The 15,450-nt window shown below is 72.1% G+C and carries 15 protein-coding genes and 2 tRNA genes; 3 read left to right on the top strand and 14 right to left on the bottom strand.

Annotated elements, in window-relative coordinates:
• The first annotated feature begins 40 nt into the window (after positions 1-40).
• Complete coding sequence (locus ACTWJ9_RS22590) at positions 41-1,297, top strand: ferric reductase-like transmembrane domain-containing protein (RefSeq protein ID WP_279336086.1); 1,257 nt, start codon at positions 41-43, stop codon at positions 1,295-1,297.
• A complete protein-coding gene (locus ACTWJ9_RS22585; protein ID WP_279336085.1) occupies positions 1,294-2,901 on the top strand; it encodes an NADH-quinone oxidoreductase subunit NuoF family protein in 1,608 nt (535 codons plus the stop codon). The genes ACTWJ9_RS22590 and ACTWJ9_RS22585 overlap by 4 nt, the downstream gene beginning before the upstream one ends.
• Positions 2,902-3,043: 142 nt before the next feature.
• Here the strand turns inward: ACTWJ9_RS22585 and ACTWJ9_RS22580 are convergent.
• The 9 genes from ACTWJ9_RS22580 to ACTWJ9_RS22540 all read right to left on the bottom strand — a co-directional run bounded on the left by ACTWJ9_RS22580 (position 3,044) and on the right by ACTWJ9_RS22540 (position 8,279).
• A tRNA-Ala gene (locus tag ACTWJ9_RS22580) sits at positions 3,044-3,116 on the bottom strand.
• A gap of 104 nt (positions 3,117-3,220) precedes the next feature.
• Positions 3,221-3,454, bottom strand: a complete 234-nt coding sequence (locus ACTWJ9_RS22575) for a hypothetical protein (protein ID WP_015660434.1) — start codon at positions 3,452-3,454, stop codon at positions 3,221-3,223.
• A gap of 3 nt (positions 3,455-3,457) precedes the next feature.
• Positions 3,458-3,667 carry a hypothetical protein gene (locus ACTWJ9_RS22570; RefSeq protein WP_279336084.1) on the bottom strand — a complete coding sequence of 70 codons (210 nt, stop codon included), beginning with the start codon at positions 3,665-3,667 and terminating at the stop codon, positions 3,458-3,460.
• 237 nt (positions 3,668-3,904) lie between these two features.
• Positions 3,905-3,977, bottom strand: a tRNA-Ala gene (locus tag ACTWJ9_RS22565).
• 137 nt (positions 3,978-4,114) lie between these two features.
• The gene (locus tag ACTWJ9_RS22560; protein ID WP_279336083.1) at positions 4,115-4,789 is read right to left on the bottom strand and encodes a histidine phosphatase family protein; all 675 of its coding nucleotides are present in this window, start codon (positions 4,787-4,789) and stop codon (positions 4,115-4,117) included.
• A complete protein-coding gene (rsfS, locus tag ACTWJ9_RS22555; RefSeq protein WP_443294694.1) occupies positions 4,780-5,238 on the bottom strand; it encodes a ribosome silencing factor in 459 nt (152 codons plus the stop codon). Before rsfS ends, ACTWJ9_RS22560 begins: the two co-directional genes overlap by 10 nt.
• A gap of 117 nt (positions 5,239-5,355) precedes the next feature.
• Positions 5,356-7,191 carry an LCP family protein gene (locus tag ACTWJ9_RS22550; RefSeq protein WP_388702043.1) on the bottom strand — a complete coding sequence of 612 codons (1,836 nt, stop codon included), beginning with the start codon at positions 7,189-7,191 and terminating at the stop codon, positions 5,356-5,358.
• A 16-nt stretch (positions 7,192-7,207) separates the two neighbouring features.
• Entirely contained in the window at positions 7,208-7,978 is a 771-nt protein-coding gene (nadD, locus tag ACTWJ9_RS22545) for a nicotinate-nucleotide adenylyltransferase (RefSeq protein ID WP_279336080.1), read from the bottom strand.
• Between the two features lie 136 nt (positions 7,979-8,114).
• Complete coding sequence (locus ACTWJ9_RS22540) at positions 8,115-8,279, bottom strand: hypothetical protein (protein ID WP_279336079.1); 165 nt, start codon at positions 8,277-8,279, stop codon at positions 8,115-8,117.
• Positions 8,280-8,647: 368 nt separating this feature from the next.
• On the opposite strand from ACTWJ9_RS22540, the gene ACTWJ9_RS22535 reads away from it, so the two are divergent.
• Positions 8,648-9,781: a M48 family metallopeptidase gene (locus ACTWJ9_RS22535; RefSeq protein ID WP_279336078.1), complete on the top strand. Its 1,134-nt coding sequence runs from the start codon at positions 8,648-8,650 to the stop codon at positions 9,779-9,781.
• A 62-nt stretch (positions 9,782-9,843) separates the two neighbouring features.
• Here the strand turns inward: ACTWJ9_RS22535 and ACTWJ9_RS22530 are convergent, their stop codons facing one another.
• From ACTWJ9_RS22530 to proB, 5 genes are all read right to left on the bottom strand, one after another.
• Positions 9,844-10,914 carry an SCO2583 family membrane protein gene (locus tag ACTWJ9_RS22530; RefSeq protein WP_387041307.1) on the bottom strand — a complete coding sequence of 357 codons (1,071 nt, stop codon included), beginning with the start codon at positions 10,912-10,914 and terminating at the stop codon, positions 9,844-9,846.
• Positions 10,915-11,001: 87 nt separating this feature from the next.
• Positions 11,002-11,610: an SCO2584 family spore wall biosynthesis protein gene (locus tag ACTWJ9_RS22525; RefSeq protein WP_443294693.1), complete on the bottom strand. Its 609-nt coding sequence runs from the start codon at positions 11,608-11,610 to the stop codon at positions 11,002-11,004.
• A 76-nt stretch (positions 11,611-11,686) separates the two neighbouring features.
• Positions 11,687-12,973 (bottom strand): glutamate-5-semialdehyde dehydrogenase, encoded by a 1,287-nt coding sequence (locus ACTWJ9_RS22520; protein WP_279336075.1) that lies wholly within the window; start codon positions 12,971-12,973, stop codon positions 11,687-11,689.
• A 164-nt stretch (positions 12,974-13,137) separates the two neighbouring features.
• A complete protein-coding gene (locus ACTWJ9_RS22515) occupies positions 13,138-13,626 on the bottom strand; it encodes a hypothetical protein (RefSeq protein WP_387041311.1) in 489 nt (162 codons plus the stop codon).
• 112 nt (positions 13,627-13,738) lie between these two features.
• Positions 13,739-14,845: a glutamate 5-kinase gene (gene proB / locus ACTWJ9_RS22510; RefSeq protein WP_279338055.1), complete on the bottom strand. Its 1,107-nt coding sequence runs from the start codon at positions 14,843-14,845 to the stop codon at positions 13,739-13,741.
• Between the last annotated feature and the right edge of the window lie 605 nt (positions 14,846-15,450).

Here is a 15,450-nt window from a genome sequence, read left to right as displayed (position 1 = left end):
TCGCCGTCGTGCTTTCCGTCGTGATGTGGGGAGGTAGGGCGTGAGGCCGGACGACAGCACGGCGGACGACTGGTTCCTCGAGTTCCTCAACTTCGGCGCGGGCGTCCTGTCCCTCGTCTGCCTGAGCTGCTCGGTGATCTGGGGACTCGTCGCCCAGGACCGGGTACTGCTCGGCCCGCGCGAGCGCATCCTGTCGCAGGCCGTGCACCGCACCACGGCGGTCGGGTCGGTCGTCTTCCTGCTGGTGCACATAGTCATCAAGCTGGTCCTGGACCACACCACCTGGATCGCCGCGGTCCTGCCCTTCGGGCTGGCCCTCACGGACGACGAGGCGGTCGCCGGCCGGAGCTTCCTGATCGGCCTGGGCACGCTGGCCGGCATGCTGATGATCTTCGTGGCCATCACCGGCGTCCTGCGCAACCGCTTCGCCTCACCCGCCCCCGTCGCGGCACGCTGGCGCGCCATGCACATGCTGGCCTACCCGGCCTGGTGCGCCGCGCTGGTGCACGGGCTCTACGCGGGTCGAGCGGCCAAGCCGATCTTCCTGATCCTGTACGGCCTGTCCGTGCTCGGCGTCATGGCCGTCCTGGTGCTGCGCGTCTCCCCGGCCTCGGTCAAGCGCAAGGTCGCCGACGGGGTCACCGGCCTGCTCGGCATCACCGACCAGTCGGGCCGCAGCTCCCTGGAGGAGAGCCGCTCCCGGTCGGCCGAGGCGTCGTCCTCCGGGCTCCCCGGCTACCAGGACGGCGGCAGACGGGCCTCCCGGTCCCGTTCCGAGCGCCCCGAGCCGGCCCGGCCGCGCTACGAGACCGCCGAACGCGTCACCCCGGCCCCGGAGCCCGCGAACGGTTTCGCGGCCGCCTACCGCGCGGTCTCGCCCCCGTCCGCCCCGGCCCAGCCGCAGCAGCCCCTCTACGCCGACCAGACCGCCCGCATGGAGCTGCCCCTGGACATGCAGCCCACGCAGGCCGTCCCGCGCGTGGACGGCCCCTCCAGCACCTCGGGCACCTGGCCCGTCCCCTCCCCGCCACCGGTCGGCGAGGCCCCGCCGTCGGCCTACGACCCGCTCCAGGACACCGGATACGGCATCCCGATCTACGACAATTCGACCGCACCGGGCTACGGCGCGAGTGATGTGCGCGACACCGGTGAGTCGAACCCCCTCTACGGCACGTACAACCCGAGTGACACGTACAACAGCGGTCCCGCCACTGATCCATCTCCCGGTGCGTCGTACGACTTCGACGCACCGGGATCGGGCGAACCTTGGAACACGCCTTCCGGAGGCTTCAAGTGAACGAGGCTCTGCCCGACGTACCCGAAGTCCGCGTCGTCGGACTTCCCCAGCTCACGTCGGGCTTCGACCTTGTCGACCGGCTCGATCTCCCCATGCACCTCAAGGTGCACGGGCCGCTCGAACCCCTGGGCGGCGAACAGCTCGCCCAGCTGGCTGAACGCATCAACCTCAGGGGCCGCGGCGGCGCGGGCTTCCCCTTCCACAAGAAGCTGCGCTCGGTCGCCGAAACGGCGATCAAGCGCGGCGTCCGGCCGGTCGTCGTCGTCAACGGCAGCGAGGACGAACCGGCCTGCCGCAAGGACACGGTGCTGATCAACCGTGCCCCGCACCTCATCCTGGACGGCGCGCTGCTGTGCGCCGAGGCCATGGGTGCCCGCACGCTCGTGGTGGGGGTCACCCGGGAGTCCACCCAGCGCTCCATGGAGGCCGCGCTGGCCGAACGCGGCCTCAACAACGGGCGCCGGTCCGCGCTGCGCGCCCGCGTGCAGCGCAACCCGGTGCGGATGGTCACGGGCGCCGCGGCCTCGCTGATCCGCTCCATCGACGGCGGTCCGGCGATCCCTCCGGGCCGCAAGACCAGCGCCTCGAAGAACGGCGTCGGCGGCGCGCCCACCCTGCTGTCCAACGCCGAGACGTTCGCCCAGCTCGCCATCGCCGCCCGCATCGGCCCGGAGCGCTACGGCAACACCGGCCTGTACGACGAGCCCGGCACCGTCATGCTCACGGTGTCCGGGGCGGTCACCCGCCCCATGGTGGTCGAGGTCCCGACGGGCGTACCGCTGCGCTACGTCCTGCAGCTCGCCGGTGCGCCACCGGTGCCGCAGGGTGTGCTGACCGGCGGCTACCACGGCAAGTGGATCGACGCGGCGACCGTCAACGAGGCGATCGTCTCCCGCAACTCCCTGGACGCGGTGGGCGGCGCCCTCGGCGCGGGGGCGATCCTGCCGATCAGTCAGAACACCTGCCCGCTGGGCGAGTCACTGATGGTGGCGAAGTGGCTGGCCGAGGAGAGCGCCAACCAGTGCGGCCCGTGCTACCTGGGCCTGCCGGCCGCCGCGCGCGGCCTGGAGGACATCCTCAACGGCGGCGGACCGGCCGCCCTGGAGGCGGTCAAGCAGGTCGCCAAGAACGTGAAGCGGCGCGGCGCGTGTTCGCATCCGGACGGCTCCGCGATGTTCCTGGAGTCGACCATCAAGGCGTTCCCCGACGACCTCGCCGCCCATCTCATGGGCAATGGCTGCGGACGGCCCGTGGAGGGCGTCCTGCCGCTCTTCGAGGGCGGGCAGACCCCTACGGGCATCCCGGGCGGCGGCGGCGAGGAGAACGGACCCAGCCGCCAGAAGATCTTCGTCGACTGGACGCTGTGCCGGGGCCACGGACTGTGCGCGGACCTCCTCCCGGAGGTCTTCAAGCTCGGCGCGGACGGCTTCCCGACGGTCGCGCAGGCCCAGGTGCCGCGCCGCGCCGAGGACAAGGCGCTGCGCGCGGTGCGCCGCTGCCCGGCACTGGCCCTGCGCATCGAGGAGGGGGCGTCGTCCAAGGCGCCCTCCCGCAACCTGCCGGTCCTCTCCCAGGGGCGCGGCCGGCGCGCACTGGGCCGCTGACACAGATCCGTGCGGGGCACCCCTCGGGGTTGTCCCGCACGGTCCCCGTCCCCGAGCCGCCGCACACCGCCCCCACGGACCACCGGCCCCACAACGCACAGAGGGCGGACCATCCCTTCGGATGGTCCGCCCTCTACTGCTGTGGAGCTAAGGAGAATTGAACTCCTGACCTCCTGCATGCCATGCAGGCGCTCTACCAACTGAGCTATAGCCCCAGGTCCTGCTCCCGCCCGGTTTCCCCGGCGGCGACGCCAACTTTACACGGTCATCGGGGCCCAACACCAAATCGGTTCCGTTGCGCCCGGTTCCGTCCGCATTGTCACGCGGTCACGAACGAATAGAAGCGTTTGAGCGTGCAGTGCTCCTCCAGGAGCCGGCCGTAGATCGGTTCGCCCTCGAGTTCGCGGTACGTCTCGATCGGGTCGCCCTTTATGATCAGCGCCCGCGCGCACTCCTCGCACCAGTACTGGTAGTCGGGATTGACCGGTTCCATGTCCCGGACGATCGGCGTCCCGCTGCCGCACCAGTCACACCTTCGCCTGTGCGCACCCATCACTCAGCTCCAGCTGTGGCCGCAGGCCGTACACACGTAGGAGACACCGCCGTTGTCACCGAGGGCGTCCAGGCTTCCGAGGACGCCGAGGCCGTCAAGGATCCGGGCGACGTGCGCGGAGCCGCGGGACGGGCAGCGGTGACGGGTCGAGGTCCGTCGTGTCGACACCCCGCCGAGGAGGTGGTCGACCTCCCCGAGGATGCTCGCAGGCATCACAACTCCCTCCCGTCGGGCCGCGCCCCCTTCCGGCCGTTTGATTCTGCCACGGCGGGGCCGGTGCGGTCAGCGACGCCCGGGTACCGTTCAAGACACGGATCGGCGCCTCATGGATGTATACGCCCGTCGGCCCCGGACCGCTCAACCAGGAACAACGAAAAAACCCGCCCTCGTACGGAGGACGGGATCTTCGTCGGGTGAAGTACTGGATCTCTCGATCCGGCACCCCATCTGTGGAGCTAAGGAGAATTGAACTCCTGACCTCCTGCATGCCATGCAGGCGCTCTACCAACTGAGCTATAGCCCCGGGTGTTCTTCCCGCTCGGCGGGCGAACAAGAAGAACTTTAGCCTGCGACCTGCCGGAAAGCGAAATCCGGCGCCCGGCCGATCGTCCGTCGGCCGTCCGTCAGTCGTCGGCCGTCCGTCGTCCGGTCGGTCGTCCGTCAGTCGTCGTCGCCGAGCACCGGCTCCGGCAGGGTGCCGGCGTTGTGCTCCAGCAGCCGCCAGCCGCGGGCTCCCTCGCCGAGGACCGACCAGCAGCAGTTGGTGAGCCCGCCGAGGCCCTCCCAGTTGCGCGGGTCCAGCCCGAGCAGCCGGCCGATGGTGGTGCGGATCGTGCCGCCGTGGCTGACCACCACGAGCGTGCCGTCGTCCGGGAGCTTCTCGGTGTGCCGGAGCACCACCGGAGCGGCGCGGTCGGCGACCTCGGTCTCCAGTTCGCCGCCGCCCCTGCGCACCGGCTCGCCGCGCTTCCAGGCGGTGTACTCGTCGCCGTACCTGGCGATGATCTCGTCGTGCGTCAGGCCCTGCCAGACGCCCGCGTAGGTCTCCCGCAGGGCCTCGTCGTACACCGGCTCCAGACCGGTGAGCGCGGTGAGTTCCGCGGCGGTGCGCGCGGCCCGCTTCAGGTCGGAGGCGATGATCGCGTCCGGTGCGAGGCTCGCGAGGAGGCGCGCGGCCCGGCGGGCCTGGGCGACACCGGTCTCGGTGAGCTCCACGTCGGTGCTGCCCTGGAAGCGGCGCTCCACGTTCCAGGAGGTCTGGCCGTGGCGCCACAGGATGATGCGGCGGCCCCGGCGGCCGGACCCGGACACCTCACCGGAGGCACTCACCTCCACTCACCACCCGGCTCCGCGGCCTGTGCGGCGGCCTCCGCGGCCTCCATCTGCCGGGCGTGCTCCTTGGCCTTGCCGCGGGTCGCCACGGCGTCCGCGGGCAGCTCCAGCTCGGGGCAGTCCTTCCACAGCCTCTCCAGGGCGTAGAAGACCCGCTCCTCGCTGTGCTGGACGTGGACGACGATGTCGACGTAGTCGAGCAGGACCCAGCGGGCCTCGCGGTCGCCCTCGCGGCGGACCGGCTTGGCGCCGAGCTCCTTGCTGAGCCGCTCCTCGATCTCGTCGACGATCGACTTGACCTGGCGGTCGTTGGGCGCGGAGGCCAGCAGGAAGGCGTCGGTGATGGACAGCACGTCACTGACGTCGTAGGCGACGATGTCGTGCGCGAGCTTGTCGGCGGCCGCCTGGGCGGCGGCGGTGACGAGCTCGATGGAACGGTCGGTTGCGGTCACTACAAGGCTTTCGCTCGGAGGTCGGTTGCCTCCAAGGGTCTCACGGACCGCCGGGCACGCCCCACGCGTTTCGGGGCACGCCCGGCCGGTGGGGCCGCCGGCGGCGGCCCCACCCGGTCAGCTGCCGGGCTCGTAGTCCTGGCCGAGGAGCACCGAGACCCTGGCGTTCCCGGAGACCTCGCCCTTGCTGACGGAGGAGGCGGGCAGTCCCAGGGTCTTGGCGACCTCCCCGGCGTTCTCCTTGTCGGCGGCGTCGGCGTAGACGACCTCGGAGGTCGCCTCCGCGGTGGCCGTGCCGGCCTTCAGGAAGGTGAAGCCGCCGTTGAGGAGCACCACGCGTGCCTTCTCGGCGTTGTCCTCCACACCGGTGGCGTCGCGCACCGAGACGCTGACCGCGGCGTCCTTGTCGGGGCTCTTCACCGTGCCGCCGAGCACCTCCTTGACCACGCTGTCGCTCGTCTCGGCGGTGAGCGTGCCGTCCTCCTGCACGGGCAGCAGCGCGGTTTCGTGGTCGCCGCCCTTGGCGAGGTCGGCCAGCCGGGCGAGGAAGGAGCCGAGGTCCTTGTCGGTCAGGGGCGGCTCGATGATCTGCCCCAGGGTCTGGACGGTGGTCGTCGCGGCGTCCGCGTCGGAGGTCATCTTCCGCAGCACCCCCTGCATGACCTGCCCGAACCGCGCCAACTGGGCGTCCTGCGCCTCGCCGGAGCCGCGGTGGGTGGCGTAGGCGACGGCCATCTTGCCGGAGAGGGTCTGGCTCTTCCCCTTCTTGACGAGGGGCGCCTCGCCCTTCTTCTTGGCGCCCGGGTCCGGCACGTCGGCGTCGGTGTCGATGTCGATGTTGCCGACCAGGTCGACGAGGTTCTGCAGATAGGGCGTGTCCAGCCGCCAGGTGCCCTCGATGTCGGTGCCGAGGACCGTGTCGAGCGCGGTCCGGGTCCCGCCGGAGCCGTCGTCCTCGACCGACTTGGCGAGCGTGGTGGTGGTGCCGTCCTCGGCGGCGAGGGCCAGGGAGTTGGGCAGCAGGACGGTGGTGCCCTGCTGGGTGGTGGTGTTGTCGACGAGCAGCGCGGTGGCGGTGTCGCCGCCCTTGGTGTCGTGCAGGTGGACGACGAGGACGTCCCGTTTCTGGGCGCCCGCGGCCGTCGTGGTGCCGGTGTCGGCGTCGGAGCCGGTGCCGGGCAGTTTCCCGGCGTACCAGAGGTAGCCGACGCCGCCGGTCGCGACCAGCGCGAGGACCACGACGAGGGCGACGATCCGGCTGCGTGCGCGGCGCTTGGCCTCCTCGCGGCGCTCGGTGCGGTTCTCGGTGAACTTCAGCCAGTCGATGACGTCCTCGGAGTCACCGTCCGGTTCCTCGACGAAGGCGAACTGCTCGGTGCGGTAGTCCTGTTCGGGTGCCTCGGAGTCGGCGGGGAGGTCGGCGGGGCCGGTCTGGCCGTCGGTGCGGCCGTCGGTCCGACCGGTCTCGTCGTCGGCAGGGCCGGGCTGGTGCGGGATGTACGCGGTCTGCTCGGCGGTCCGGGGCTGTCGGCCGGTGCCGCCGTACGCGGTCTGCCCGGAGGAGTCCCCGTAGGGGTCGTACGACGGTGCCGTCCCGCCGCTCTGCGGGGTGCCGTAGGGGTCGTACGCGTCGTAGGTGCCGGGAGTGCCGGGGGCGGGGGTGTCCTGGGCCCCGTAGGGGTCGTACGGCGGCTGGGGCTGCTGCGGGCCGCCCGTGGCGTACGGGTCGTAGCCGTAGCCCTGCTGCCCCTGGCCGTCCCCGTACTGGCCCTGGTGCTGCTGGTACTGGTTCTGGTCCTGGTTCCCCTGCTGCCCGTACGGGTCGTACGGCTGCCGCGGGGCCTGCTGGGCCTGGTCCTGGCGGTAGACGGGCTGTCCGTACTCGTCGTAGCCGACGAGCCCGTACGGGTCGTCCCCGCCGTCGCCGTGTCCCGCCTCGTATCGGTCGTTCACCGGTGCCCCTCTCGGCTCACTCGCCGCGGTACAGCTCGCGCTTGGCGATGTAGCGCACGACCCCGTCCGGCACCAGGTACCAGACGGGATCCCCCTTGCCGACTCTCACCCGGCAGTCCGTCGAGGAAATGGCCAGAGCGGGGACCTCGACGAGGGACACGCCCCCCTCGGGCAGACCCGCGTCGGTCAGATGGTGGCCGGGCCTGGTGACGCCGATGAAGTGTGCCAGGGAGAACAGTTCCTCGCTGTCCCGCCAGGTGAGGATCTGGGCGAGGGCGTCGGCGCCGGTGATGAAGAACAGATCCGTGTCGGGATTGAGCGCGCGCAGGTCGCGCAGGGTGTCCACGGTGTAGGTGGGCCCGCCGCGGTCGATGTCGATACGGCTCACCGAGAACTGCGGGTTCTCGACGGTCGCGACGACCGTCATCAGATAGCGGTCCTCCGCCGCGGAGACCACCCGGTGGCTCTTCTGCCACGGCTGCCCGGTGGGGACGAAGACCACCTCGTCGAGGTGGAACCGCGCGGCGACCTCGCTGGCCGCCACCAGGTGCCCGTGGTGGATCGGGTCGAAGGTGCCACCCATGACACCGAGCCGGCGCTTGCCCGGCTGCACTCTGCCACCGCCCGTGCCGCCGCCCCGGCGCGGCGCCGGACGGTGCTCGGCGCCGCTCGCCGGTCGCGCGGCCGTGCCTTCGGCCCCGGACCCGGTCGTGACCTCGGTGGTCGCCTCGGTCGACTCCCCGCCCGCGTCCATCGCCGGACCGACAGGCATGTCCTGCTCTTCCATGCGTGCAGACCCTACCGGCCCAACATGGCGGCCCCGACGGCCAGGTGTGTCCTCCGGCCGGCCCCGGACGGCCAGGTGTGTCCTCCGGCCGGCCCCGGACGGCCCGGGGCCGGTCCGGTGGCTCATGCCGGGGGGTTCAGCGGTCGCGGTTGAAGCGGGTGGTGATCCACAGCAGGACCAGCAGGGCGGCCAGGACACAGCCGCCGACGAAGTAGGGGTTGAGGCTCTCGTGGTTGCCACTGTTCGCTCCGCCCTCGGCGGCGAGGGTGACCAACTGGGCAGCGGCGCTGGGGAAGCTCATCTTCGGCAGTACCTATCGCGTGTGGGCGGGATAAAGACTTCGGCTCATCGTAAGCGGGCACCTTCTCGACGATCACCCCGACTCCGCCGTTGCGGGCCCGGCTGCCTTCCCCGCCGCTCCCCGGCCGGGCGCCGGGGCCTCCACGGCGGACATCCCGCCGGGCACCCCGGCAGGCAACCATCCCGCCGCCCGGGCCGTCCTTGTCGGGGAGCCGCACGGCTCGCATCCGGTCTGCCGGTCCACGCCGTCTCCGCCTAGGCTGGGCTTCGCCCCGGGGCGGGCAGCGGGTGCGGCAGGGACCGCACGGAGGACCGGCAAGGGACCGCCAAGGGGACCTCGAAGGTCACACAGACGCACATGGGGGACACATGTCCGACGGCCATCAGCACAACGGGCACGAGAACGTGCCGAGCAGGAAGCGCAGGCGCTTCCCCGGAATCTCCTCGCGTGCGTACGAACACCCCGCCGACCGCTCCGCCCTGGTGGCGCTGCGCAAGCTGACCGGTTTCGACACGGTCTTCAAGGCACTGAGCGGCCTGCTGCCCGAGCGCAGCCTGCGGCTGCTCTTCCTGTCCGACTCGGTGCGCGTCTCGGACCGGCAGTTCGCGCATCTCAACGTCATGCTGCGGGACGCCTGCTACATCCTGGACCTGGAGAAGGTCCCGCCGATGTACGTGAACCAGGACCCGACGCCGAACGCGATGTGCATCGGTCTGGACGAGCCGATCATCGTGGTCACCACGGGACTGGTCGAGCTGCTCGACGAGGAGGAGATGCGGGCCGTCGTCGGGCACGAGGTCGGGCACGCGCTGTCCGGGCACTCGGTCTACCGGACCGTCCTGCTGTTCCTGACGTCCCTCGCGGTGCGGGTGGCCTGGATTCCGCTGGGCAGTGTCGCGATCATGGCGATCGTGACGGCGCTGCGCGAGTGGTTCCGCAAGTCGGAGCTGTCCGCGGACCGTGCGGGGCTGCTGGTCGGCCAGGACCTCCAGGCCTCGATGCGCGGCCTGATGAAGATCGCCGGTGGCAACCATCTGCACGAGATGAACGTCGACGCGTTCCTGGAGCAGGCCGAGGAGTACGACGCCGGGGGCGATCTGCGCGACTCCGTGCTGAAGATCCTCAACGTGCTGCCCCGCTCCCACCCGTTCACCACCGTGCGGGCGGCCGAGCTGAAGAAGTGGGCGGAGTCCCGCGACTACCAGCGGCTCATGGACGGCCACTACCCGCGCCGCGACGAGGACAAGGACGCCTCGGTGCGGGACTCCTGGCGCGAGTCGGCGAGCAGCTACGCCGGTGACGTGAAGAACTCCAAGGATCCGCTGATGAAGCTGGTCAGCGACATCGCGGGCGGCGCCGGTGATCTGGGCGGCCGGGTCCGCCGCGGCTTCGGCGGCTTCACGTCGTCGGGGTCATCAGGGGCATCAGGGTCGAAGCCCTCGCCGGACTCCGGCCCGGACTCCGGTTCCGGGGACGACCGCCCGCCGCGCGACGGCACCTGAGGCACGCCTGAGGCACAGGAGCCACGGCGGGGGCGGCCACACGGCCACCGGGGGCGCGGTCGTCACAACCTGGGCTGTGCCCCCGCCGCCAGCGAGCCGCACAGGGCCGCGGTGCCGCCCGCGACGTAGGGGTCGGTGCCGGCGGGGCCGCCCTGCTCGGCCGTGGCGCCCGCCAGCAGGGGGCGCAGCCGGCCCGCCGAGTCCTCCGCGCAGGACAGCGGGCCGGCCTGGACGTACGAGACGGCGAGCTGCGCCTGGTGCAGGCGCAGGTCCTCGCGGTCGAAGCGGAAGTGCAGCTCGCGCCGGACCGTGAACAGCGACGCCTCCGCGCCCTTCTCCGCACCGGTCGGCCGCAGCGCGTACACGGAGGTGTGGTCCGCGGTGACCTCGAGGGTGGAGGGGTCGGCCTCGGCTGCCTGCAGGGTGCCCTGGACGCGGATCCTGTGGTCGGCCAGCTCCGCGCGGGAGGGGTCGAAGCGGACGAGCCATCCGGTGGGCGCGTGCCGCCCGTCGGCGGCCGGCCGGGTGAGGCTCTGGTCGAACTGCTCCTGCTGGTCGGCGTCGAGCAGGACGCGTACCGAGCGGGTCTCCCCGCCGGTGAGCACCGCGGGATCGAGCGCGGACCGGACCACGTAGTCCTTCGCGGTGAGCAGCGCGGCCACGACCTGCCCGTCCGAGAAGTGCGCGGTGTGCCGGGACGCCGGGAGCGGCACTCCCTCGGCACCGACGCGGAACTGTGCCGCCGGACTCCTGGCGTACAGCTGTTCGACGCTAGTGGTGCCGGGCACCCTGCCCTCGGGCTCGAGCGGGAGCACGGTCATGCGCAGGGGTTCGACCGCCTCCCCGGCGGTGGCCGCCCGGTAGGGGTGCTGTACGCCCATGTAGATCGCGGTGCCGAAGGCCAGGGCGATCAGCACCACGAGCACCAGCACCTGCCGGGACAGGCCCCGGCGGCGCCGCGGACGGCGGCGTACCGCGGGAGCGTGGTCGGTGATGCGCTCCTCGGCGGAGAACTCCTGGAGGCGGGCAGCACGGACGAAGGACTCGTCGAAGACGACGGACCGGTACTCGTCCTCGCCGCCCGAGGGGGCACCCTCAGGAGTCCCTCCAGGGGGGTCCGCTGGCCCTGCCATATCTTCAGAGTAGGTCGCGGGGAGCTCCCGTAAACGCCCTGCCGCACGACAAGTTGTGACAGGTTCCCACCAGGTCCGGCCCCGCTGTCAGGGGCCGGGCGGGATCACCGGGACGGTCGGCCGGGAGAAGTCGGCGGAGGCGGACGGCGTCACGCCGCCGCCCTGCTCCGGGCCGGTCGAGGCGGGCGTCGGGGCCGGGTCCTGACGCGGGGAGGAGGCCCCCCGGTAGACGGCCGAGAAGGCGAGCGCGACCATCCCGATGCCCATCACGAGGGCGAGCACCCAGGCGACCGGGCGGTGCCAGCGGACCTGCCTGCCGTACGGCCCCGGGGAGCCGTACCCGTCCTCCAGCACCTCGGGATCGTCGGAGTCGTCGTCCACGTCGTCGAAGGCGCCACCGCGGCGGCGGCCGTATCCGCCGTACCCGTCACGCCCGCCGTACCCGTCGCCGTATCCGTCCTCGTACCGCTCGCTCTTCGGGCGGGTACGGCGGGCCTCGGCCTCGGACGCCTCGGCTCTGGCCCGGGCGGCCGCCAGGAGGCGTTCGACGGCGGTCGGCTCGTGGACCACGGCCGCACCGATGAACGCCTCGTCGAAGACCACGGAGTCGAACGCGTCGTCCGACACTCCGCGGTCGTGGTCGTCGTCGGGCTCCCCGCCGTCAGGGAACGGCATGCCCCCCACGTCCTCCGGCACATCTCCAGAGTAGACCTGAGGGGTCATTTTGGGCAGACGGTACGGAAATTCATCCGCCTGCCCGAGCGGCCGTGGTTCAGCGGCGGACGTGTCCGTCGCCGGTCACGATGTACTTGGTGCTGGTCAGCTCCGGCAGGCCCATCGGCCCCCGGGCGTGCAGCTTCTGCGTGGAGATGCCGATCTCCGCACCGAAGCCGAACTGCCCCCCGTCGGTGAACCGGGTGGAGGCGTTGACGGCGACGGTGGTGGAATCCACCAACTGGGTGAACCGCCGGGCGGCCTGCTGCGAGGTGGTGACGATGGCCTCGGTGTGGCCGGAGGTCCACAGCCGGATGTGCTCCACAGCCCGGTCCAGGGAGTCGACGACCGCCACGGCGATGTCGTGGGAGAGGTACTCGGTCTCCCAGTCCTCCGTGGTGGCCTCCACCACGGTCGCCTTGGAATCCTCGGCGTACGCCATCACCCGCTCGTCGGCGTGCACGGTGACCCCGGCGTCGGCCAGGGCGTCCAGGGCGCGCGGCAGGAACGCGGGGGCGATGTCCTGGTGGACCAGGAGGGTCTCGGCGGCGTTGCAGACGCCGACCCGCTGGGCCTTGGAGTTGACCAGGATCTCCACGGCGGTGTCGATGTCGGCGCGGGCGTCGACGTAGACGTGGCAGTTGCCGGTGCCGGTCTCGATGACCGGGACGATCGACTCCTGGACGATCGTGTTGATCAGGGAGGCGCCGCCACGCGGGATGAGCACGTCGACCAGGCCGCGGGCGCGCATCAGCTCGCGCACGCTCTCCCGGCTCTCGCCGGGCACCAGCTGCACGGCGTCGGCGGGCAGCCCGGCGCCGTGCACCGCGTCGCGCAGCACCCGCACCAGCGCGGTGTTCGACCGGTACGCGGAGGACGAGCCGCGCAGCAGGACCGCGTTGCCGGACTTCAGGCACAGGGCGGCGGCGTCGACCGTGACGTTGGGGCGGCCCTCGTAGACGATCCCGACGACGCCGAGCGGCACCCGGACCTGCCGCAGGTCGATGCCGTTGGGCAGGGTGGAGCCGCGGACGACCTCGCCGACCGGGTCGGGCAGCGCGGCCACGTCCCGTACGTCGGAGGCGATCGCGCGCACCCGCTCCGGGGTGAGGGTGAGCCGGTCGATCATGCCCTCGCCGATGCCCGCCTCGCGCGCCCTGGCCACGTCCTGGGCGTTGGCCTCGACGATCTCGCTCGCCCGGACCTCCAGCGCGTCCGCGATGGCGAGCAGTGCGTCGTCCTTGGCGGCACGCGGCAGCGGAGCGAGGGTGGCGGCGGCGCCCTTGGCCCGGTAGGCGGCCTGGTTGACCGGGGACATCGAGTCATAAGGCGAAAGCGTGGTCATGGGGGGAAGGATAGTGCGGCCGGAGGGAACCGGGGGCGGGGCAGCCGCCCCCTTCGCGCCTGAACCGGCGGCGCTCTCGCGGACGCGGTGACGCGCCGTAGGGGTTGCTCGATCGACGGTTGCGGTGCGTGGTCGCCATCAGTGGGTGCGGTGCGTGATCCGGTTCAGAACGGGTGCACGCCCACCGGGGTCGCCGGGGCCGGGCCGTGGCCCGCGGCGATGCGCTGGTGGTAGGTGGCCCGGTCGATGACCTCCAGGCCGACGATCTCCCAGGGCGGCAGGCCCGCGGTCTGCCGGTGCTCGCCCCACAGCCGCAGCGCCACGGCGGCCGCGTCGTGCAGGTCCCGGGCCTCCTCCCAGTAGCGGATCTCCGCGTGGTCGTCGGCGTACCGGCTGGTCAGCAGGAAGGGGTGGTCGTGGGCGAGCTGCTCCAGGGCGCGGCGGACCTCGGCGACCGGGGCCCGGCTGCCGGAGACGCTGAGGGTGACGTGCCACAGGCGGGGCAGGTCCCGGTGCTCGCCGCCCTGGAACCGGTCCCCGGCCGCGACGCTGGTCAGGGCGCGCTCCTCACCGGCCGTCCGGGAGCCGGCACCACCGCGGGACGCCGTCGTCCCAGGGCGTCCTCGTCTCACGACGGCCTCCTTCACGCACAGGCCGGCTCTCGGGCCGGGCGGATGTGTCCCTGGAGGAAAGTTGAGCAGGCCGCCGGGCGTCATGGGGCGGTTTTGCGGAACGTCCACCGCGCGGGGCGGACGATCCGGGACATTACGGGTGCAGGACCACCAGATCGTCCCTGTGTACGACCTCGCGCTCGTACCCGGGTCCGAGATCGCGGGCGAGATCGTGGGTGGAACGGCCGATCAGCCGGGGGATCTCCTTGGCGTCGAAGTTGACCAGGCCGCGGGCCACCGGCCGCCCCGCGCGGTCCCGCAGCTCGACCGGGTCGCCCGCGCTGAACTCGCCCTCGACGCCCGCGATGCCGGCCGGCAGCAGCGACTTGCGGCGCTCCACGACCGCGCGCACCGCGCCGTCGTCGAGGGTGAGCGCGCCCTGCGGGGTGGACGCGTGCTGGAGCCAGAGCAGCCGGTCGGCGGAGCGCCGGCCGGTGGGGTGGAAGTACGTTCCGGTGTCCGCGCCGGCGAGGGCGTCGCCCGCGTGGACGGCGCTGGTCAGCACGACCGGGACGCCCGCGGCGGCGGCGATCCGGGCGGCCTCCACCTTGGTGACCATGCCGCCGGTGCCGACACCGGCCTTCCCCGCGCTGCCGATGTCCACGTGGGCGAGGTCCTGGGGGCCCCGCACCTCGGCGATCCGCGAGGTGCCGGGCCGCGCGGGGTCGCCGTCGTACACGCCGTCCACGTCGGACAGCAGGACGAGCAGATCGGCGTGGACCAGGTGGGCGACGAGGGCGGCGAGGCGGTCGTTGTCGCCGAAGCGGATCTCGTCGGTGGCGACGGTGTCGTTCTCGTTGACGACCGGGAAGGCGCCCATCGCGAACAGCTTGTCGAGGGTGCGGGAGGCGTTGCGGTGGTGGGCGCGGCGGCTCATGTCGTCGGAGGTCAGCAGCACCTGGCCGACGCGGACGCCGTAGCGGGCGAAGGAGGCCGTGTAGCGGGCCACCAGCAGGCCCTGGCCGACGCTGGCCGCGGCCTGCTGGCGGGCCAGGTCCCTGGGACGGCGGGTCAGGCCCAGCGGGGCGAGGCCGGCGGCGATGGCACCGGAGGAGACGAGGACCAGTTCGCGCTCCCCGCCGGAGCGCACCTTGGCGAGCACGTCGACGAGTGCGTCGACCCGGTCGGCGTCCAGGCCTCCCGCCGCGGTGGTCAGCGAGGAGGATCCGATCTTGACGACGATCCTGCGGGCCTCGCCCACGGCCTGCCTTGCCCGTGCCACTTTCGCCGCCCGTCCCCTTCACATCGGATTCGCGTCGACCACCGGTTCACATCGATCGATCGCTCACCAGGAATCTACGGGAAGGGAACGGGGCGGCGCGCCACCGTTTCACGCTGTGAACCGCACCGCGGGTCGTGTCCGGGCTCCTCGGCCGGCGGGGGAGGACCCACCGGCCGGCGATGCTCGAGCCGGTGCGGAGCAGATCACCACGGCCGGTGCCCGCTCAGGGAAACGACATCCGGGTCCCCTGCGATTCGGGGAGTCGGGGAGTCACGACAACACATCGCAGCAGAAAGGGAGCCCGAGCCGAAAACCGCCGCCCCTGACCGACCAGCCGGACCTGACACCGATCGGCGACGGAGGATGACCTCACGTCAAGGCCGCACACGTGTACATCGATTCCACGCGGCCCGCCCGTGTTCACTCATCGCCCACGGTCCGAGCGGTCGGCCGGGATATCGTCCCCGGCCGGACCGAAATGAGATCAGCGCGCAGGTCACCCCGGCCTATTGGAAGGGTACGCCCGCATTTCCCCCGACCGACGGGAGCGGCAACGGGACATAACAGTTCACGGCCGGAACGGC

Origin of the sequence: Streptomyces sp. GDS52 (assembly GCF_052246875.1) — a bacterium.
In the GTDB taxonomy this organism is placed as follows: Bacteria; Actinomycetota; Actinomycetes; order Streptomycetales; family Streptomycetaceae; genus Streptomyces; species Streptomyces cathayae.
Note: the sequence above shows the minus strand (reverse complement) of the source record. Positions and strands in the feature narration are given on the sequence as shown.

What these genes read in the sequence shown, in the direction of transcription:
- ACTWJ9_RS22570 (WP_279336084.1), bottom strand. Translation starts at nt 3,667, where the DNA reads ATGCCTGCGAGCATCCTCGGGGAGGTCGACCACCTCCTCGGCGGGGTG.
- ACTWJ9_RS22575 (WP_015660434.1), bottom strand. Translation starts at nt 3,454, where the DNA reads ATGGGTGCGCACAGGCGAAGGTGTGACTGGTGCGGCAGCGGGACGCCG.
- ACTWJ9_RS22530 (WP_387041307.1), bottom strand. Translation starts at nt 10,914, where the DNA reads ATGGCAGGGCCAGCGGACCCCCCTGGAGGGACTCCTGAGGGTGCCCCC.
- ACTWJ9_RS22535 (WP_279336078.1), top strand. Translation starts at nt 8,648, where the DNA reads ATGTCCGACGGCCATCAGCACAACGGGCACGAGAACGTGCCGAGCAGG.
- nadD (WP_279336080.1), bottom strand. Translation starts at nt 7,978, where the DNA reads ATGGAAGAGCAGGACATGCCTGTCGGTCCGGCGATGGACGCGGGCGGG.
- ACTWJ9_RS22520 (WP_279336075.1), bottom strand. Translation starts at nt 12,973, where the DNA reads ATGACCACGCTTTCGCCTTATGACTCGATGTCCCCGGTCAACCAGGCC.
- ACTWJ9_RS22540 (WP_279336079.1), bottom strand. Translation starts at nt 8,279, where the DNA reads ATGAGCTTCCCCAGCGCCGCTGCCCAGTTGGTCACCCTCGCCGCCGAG.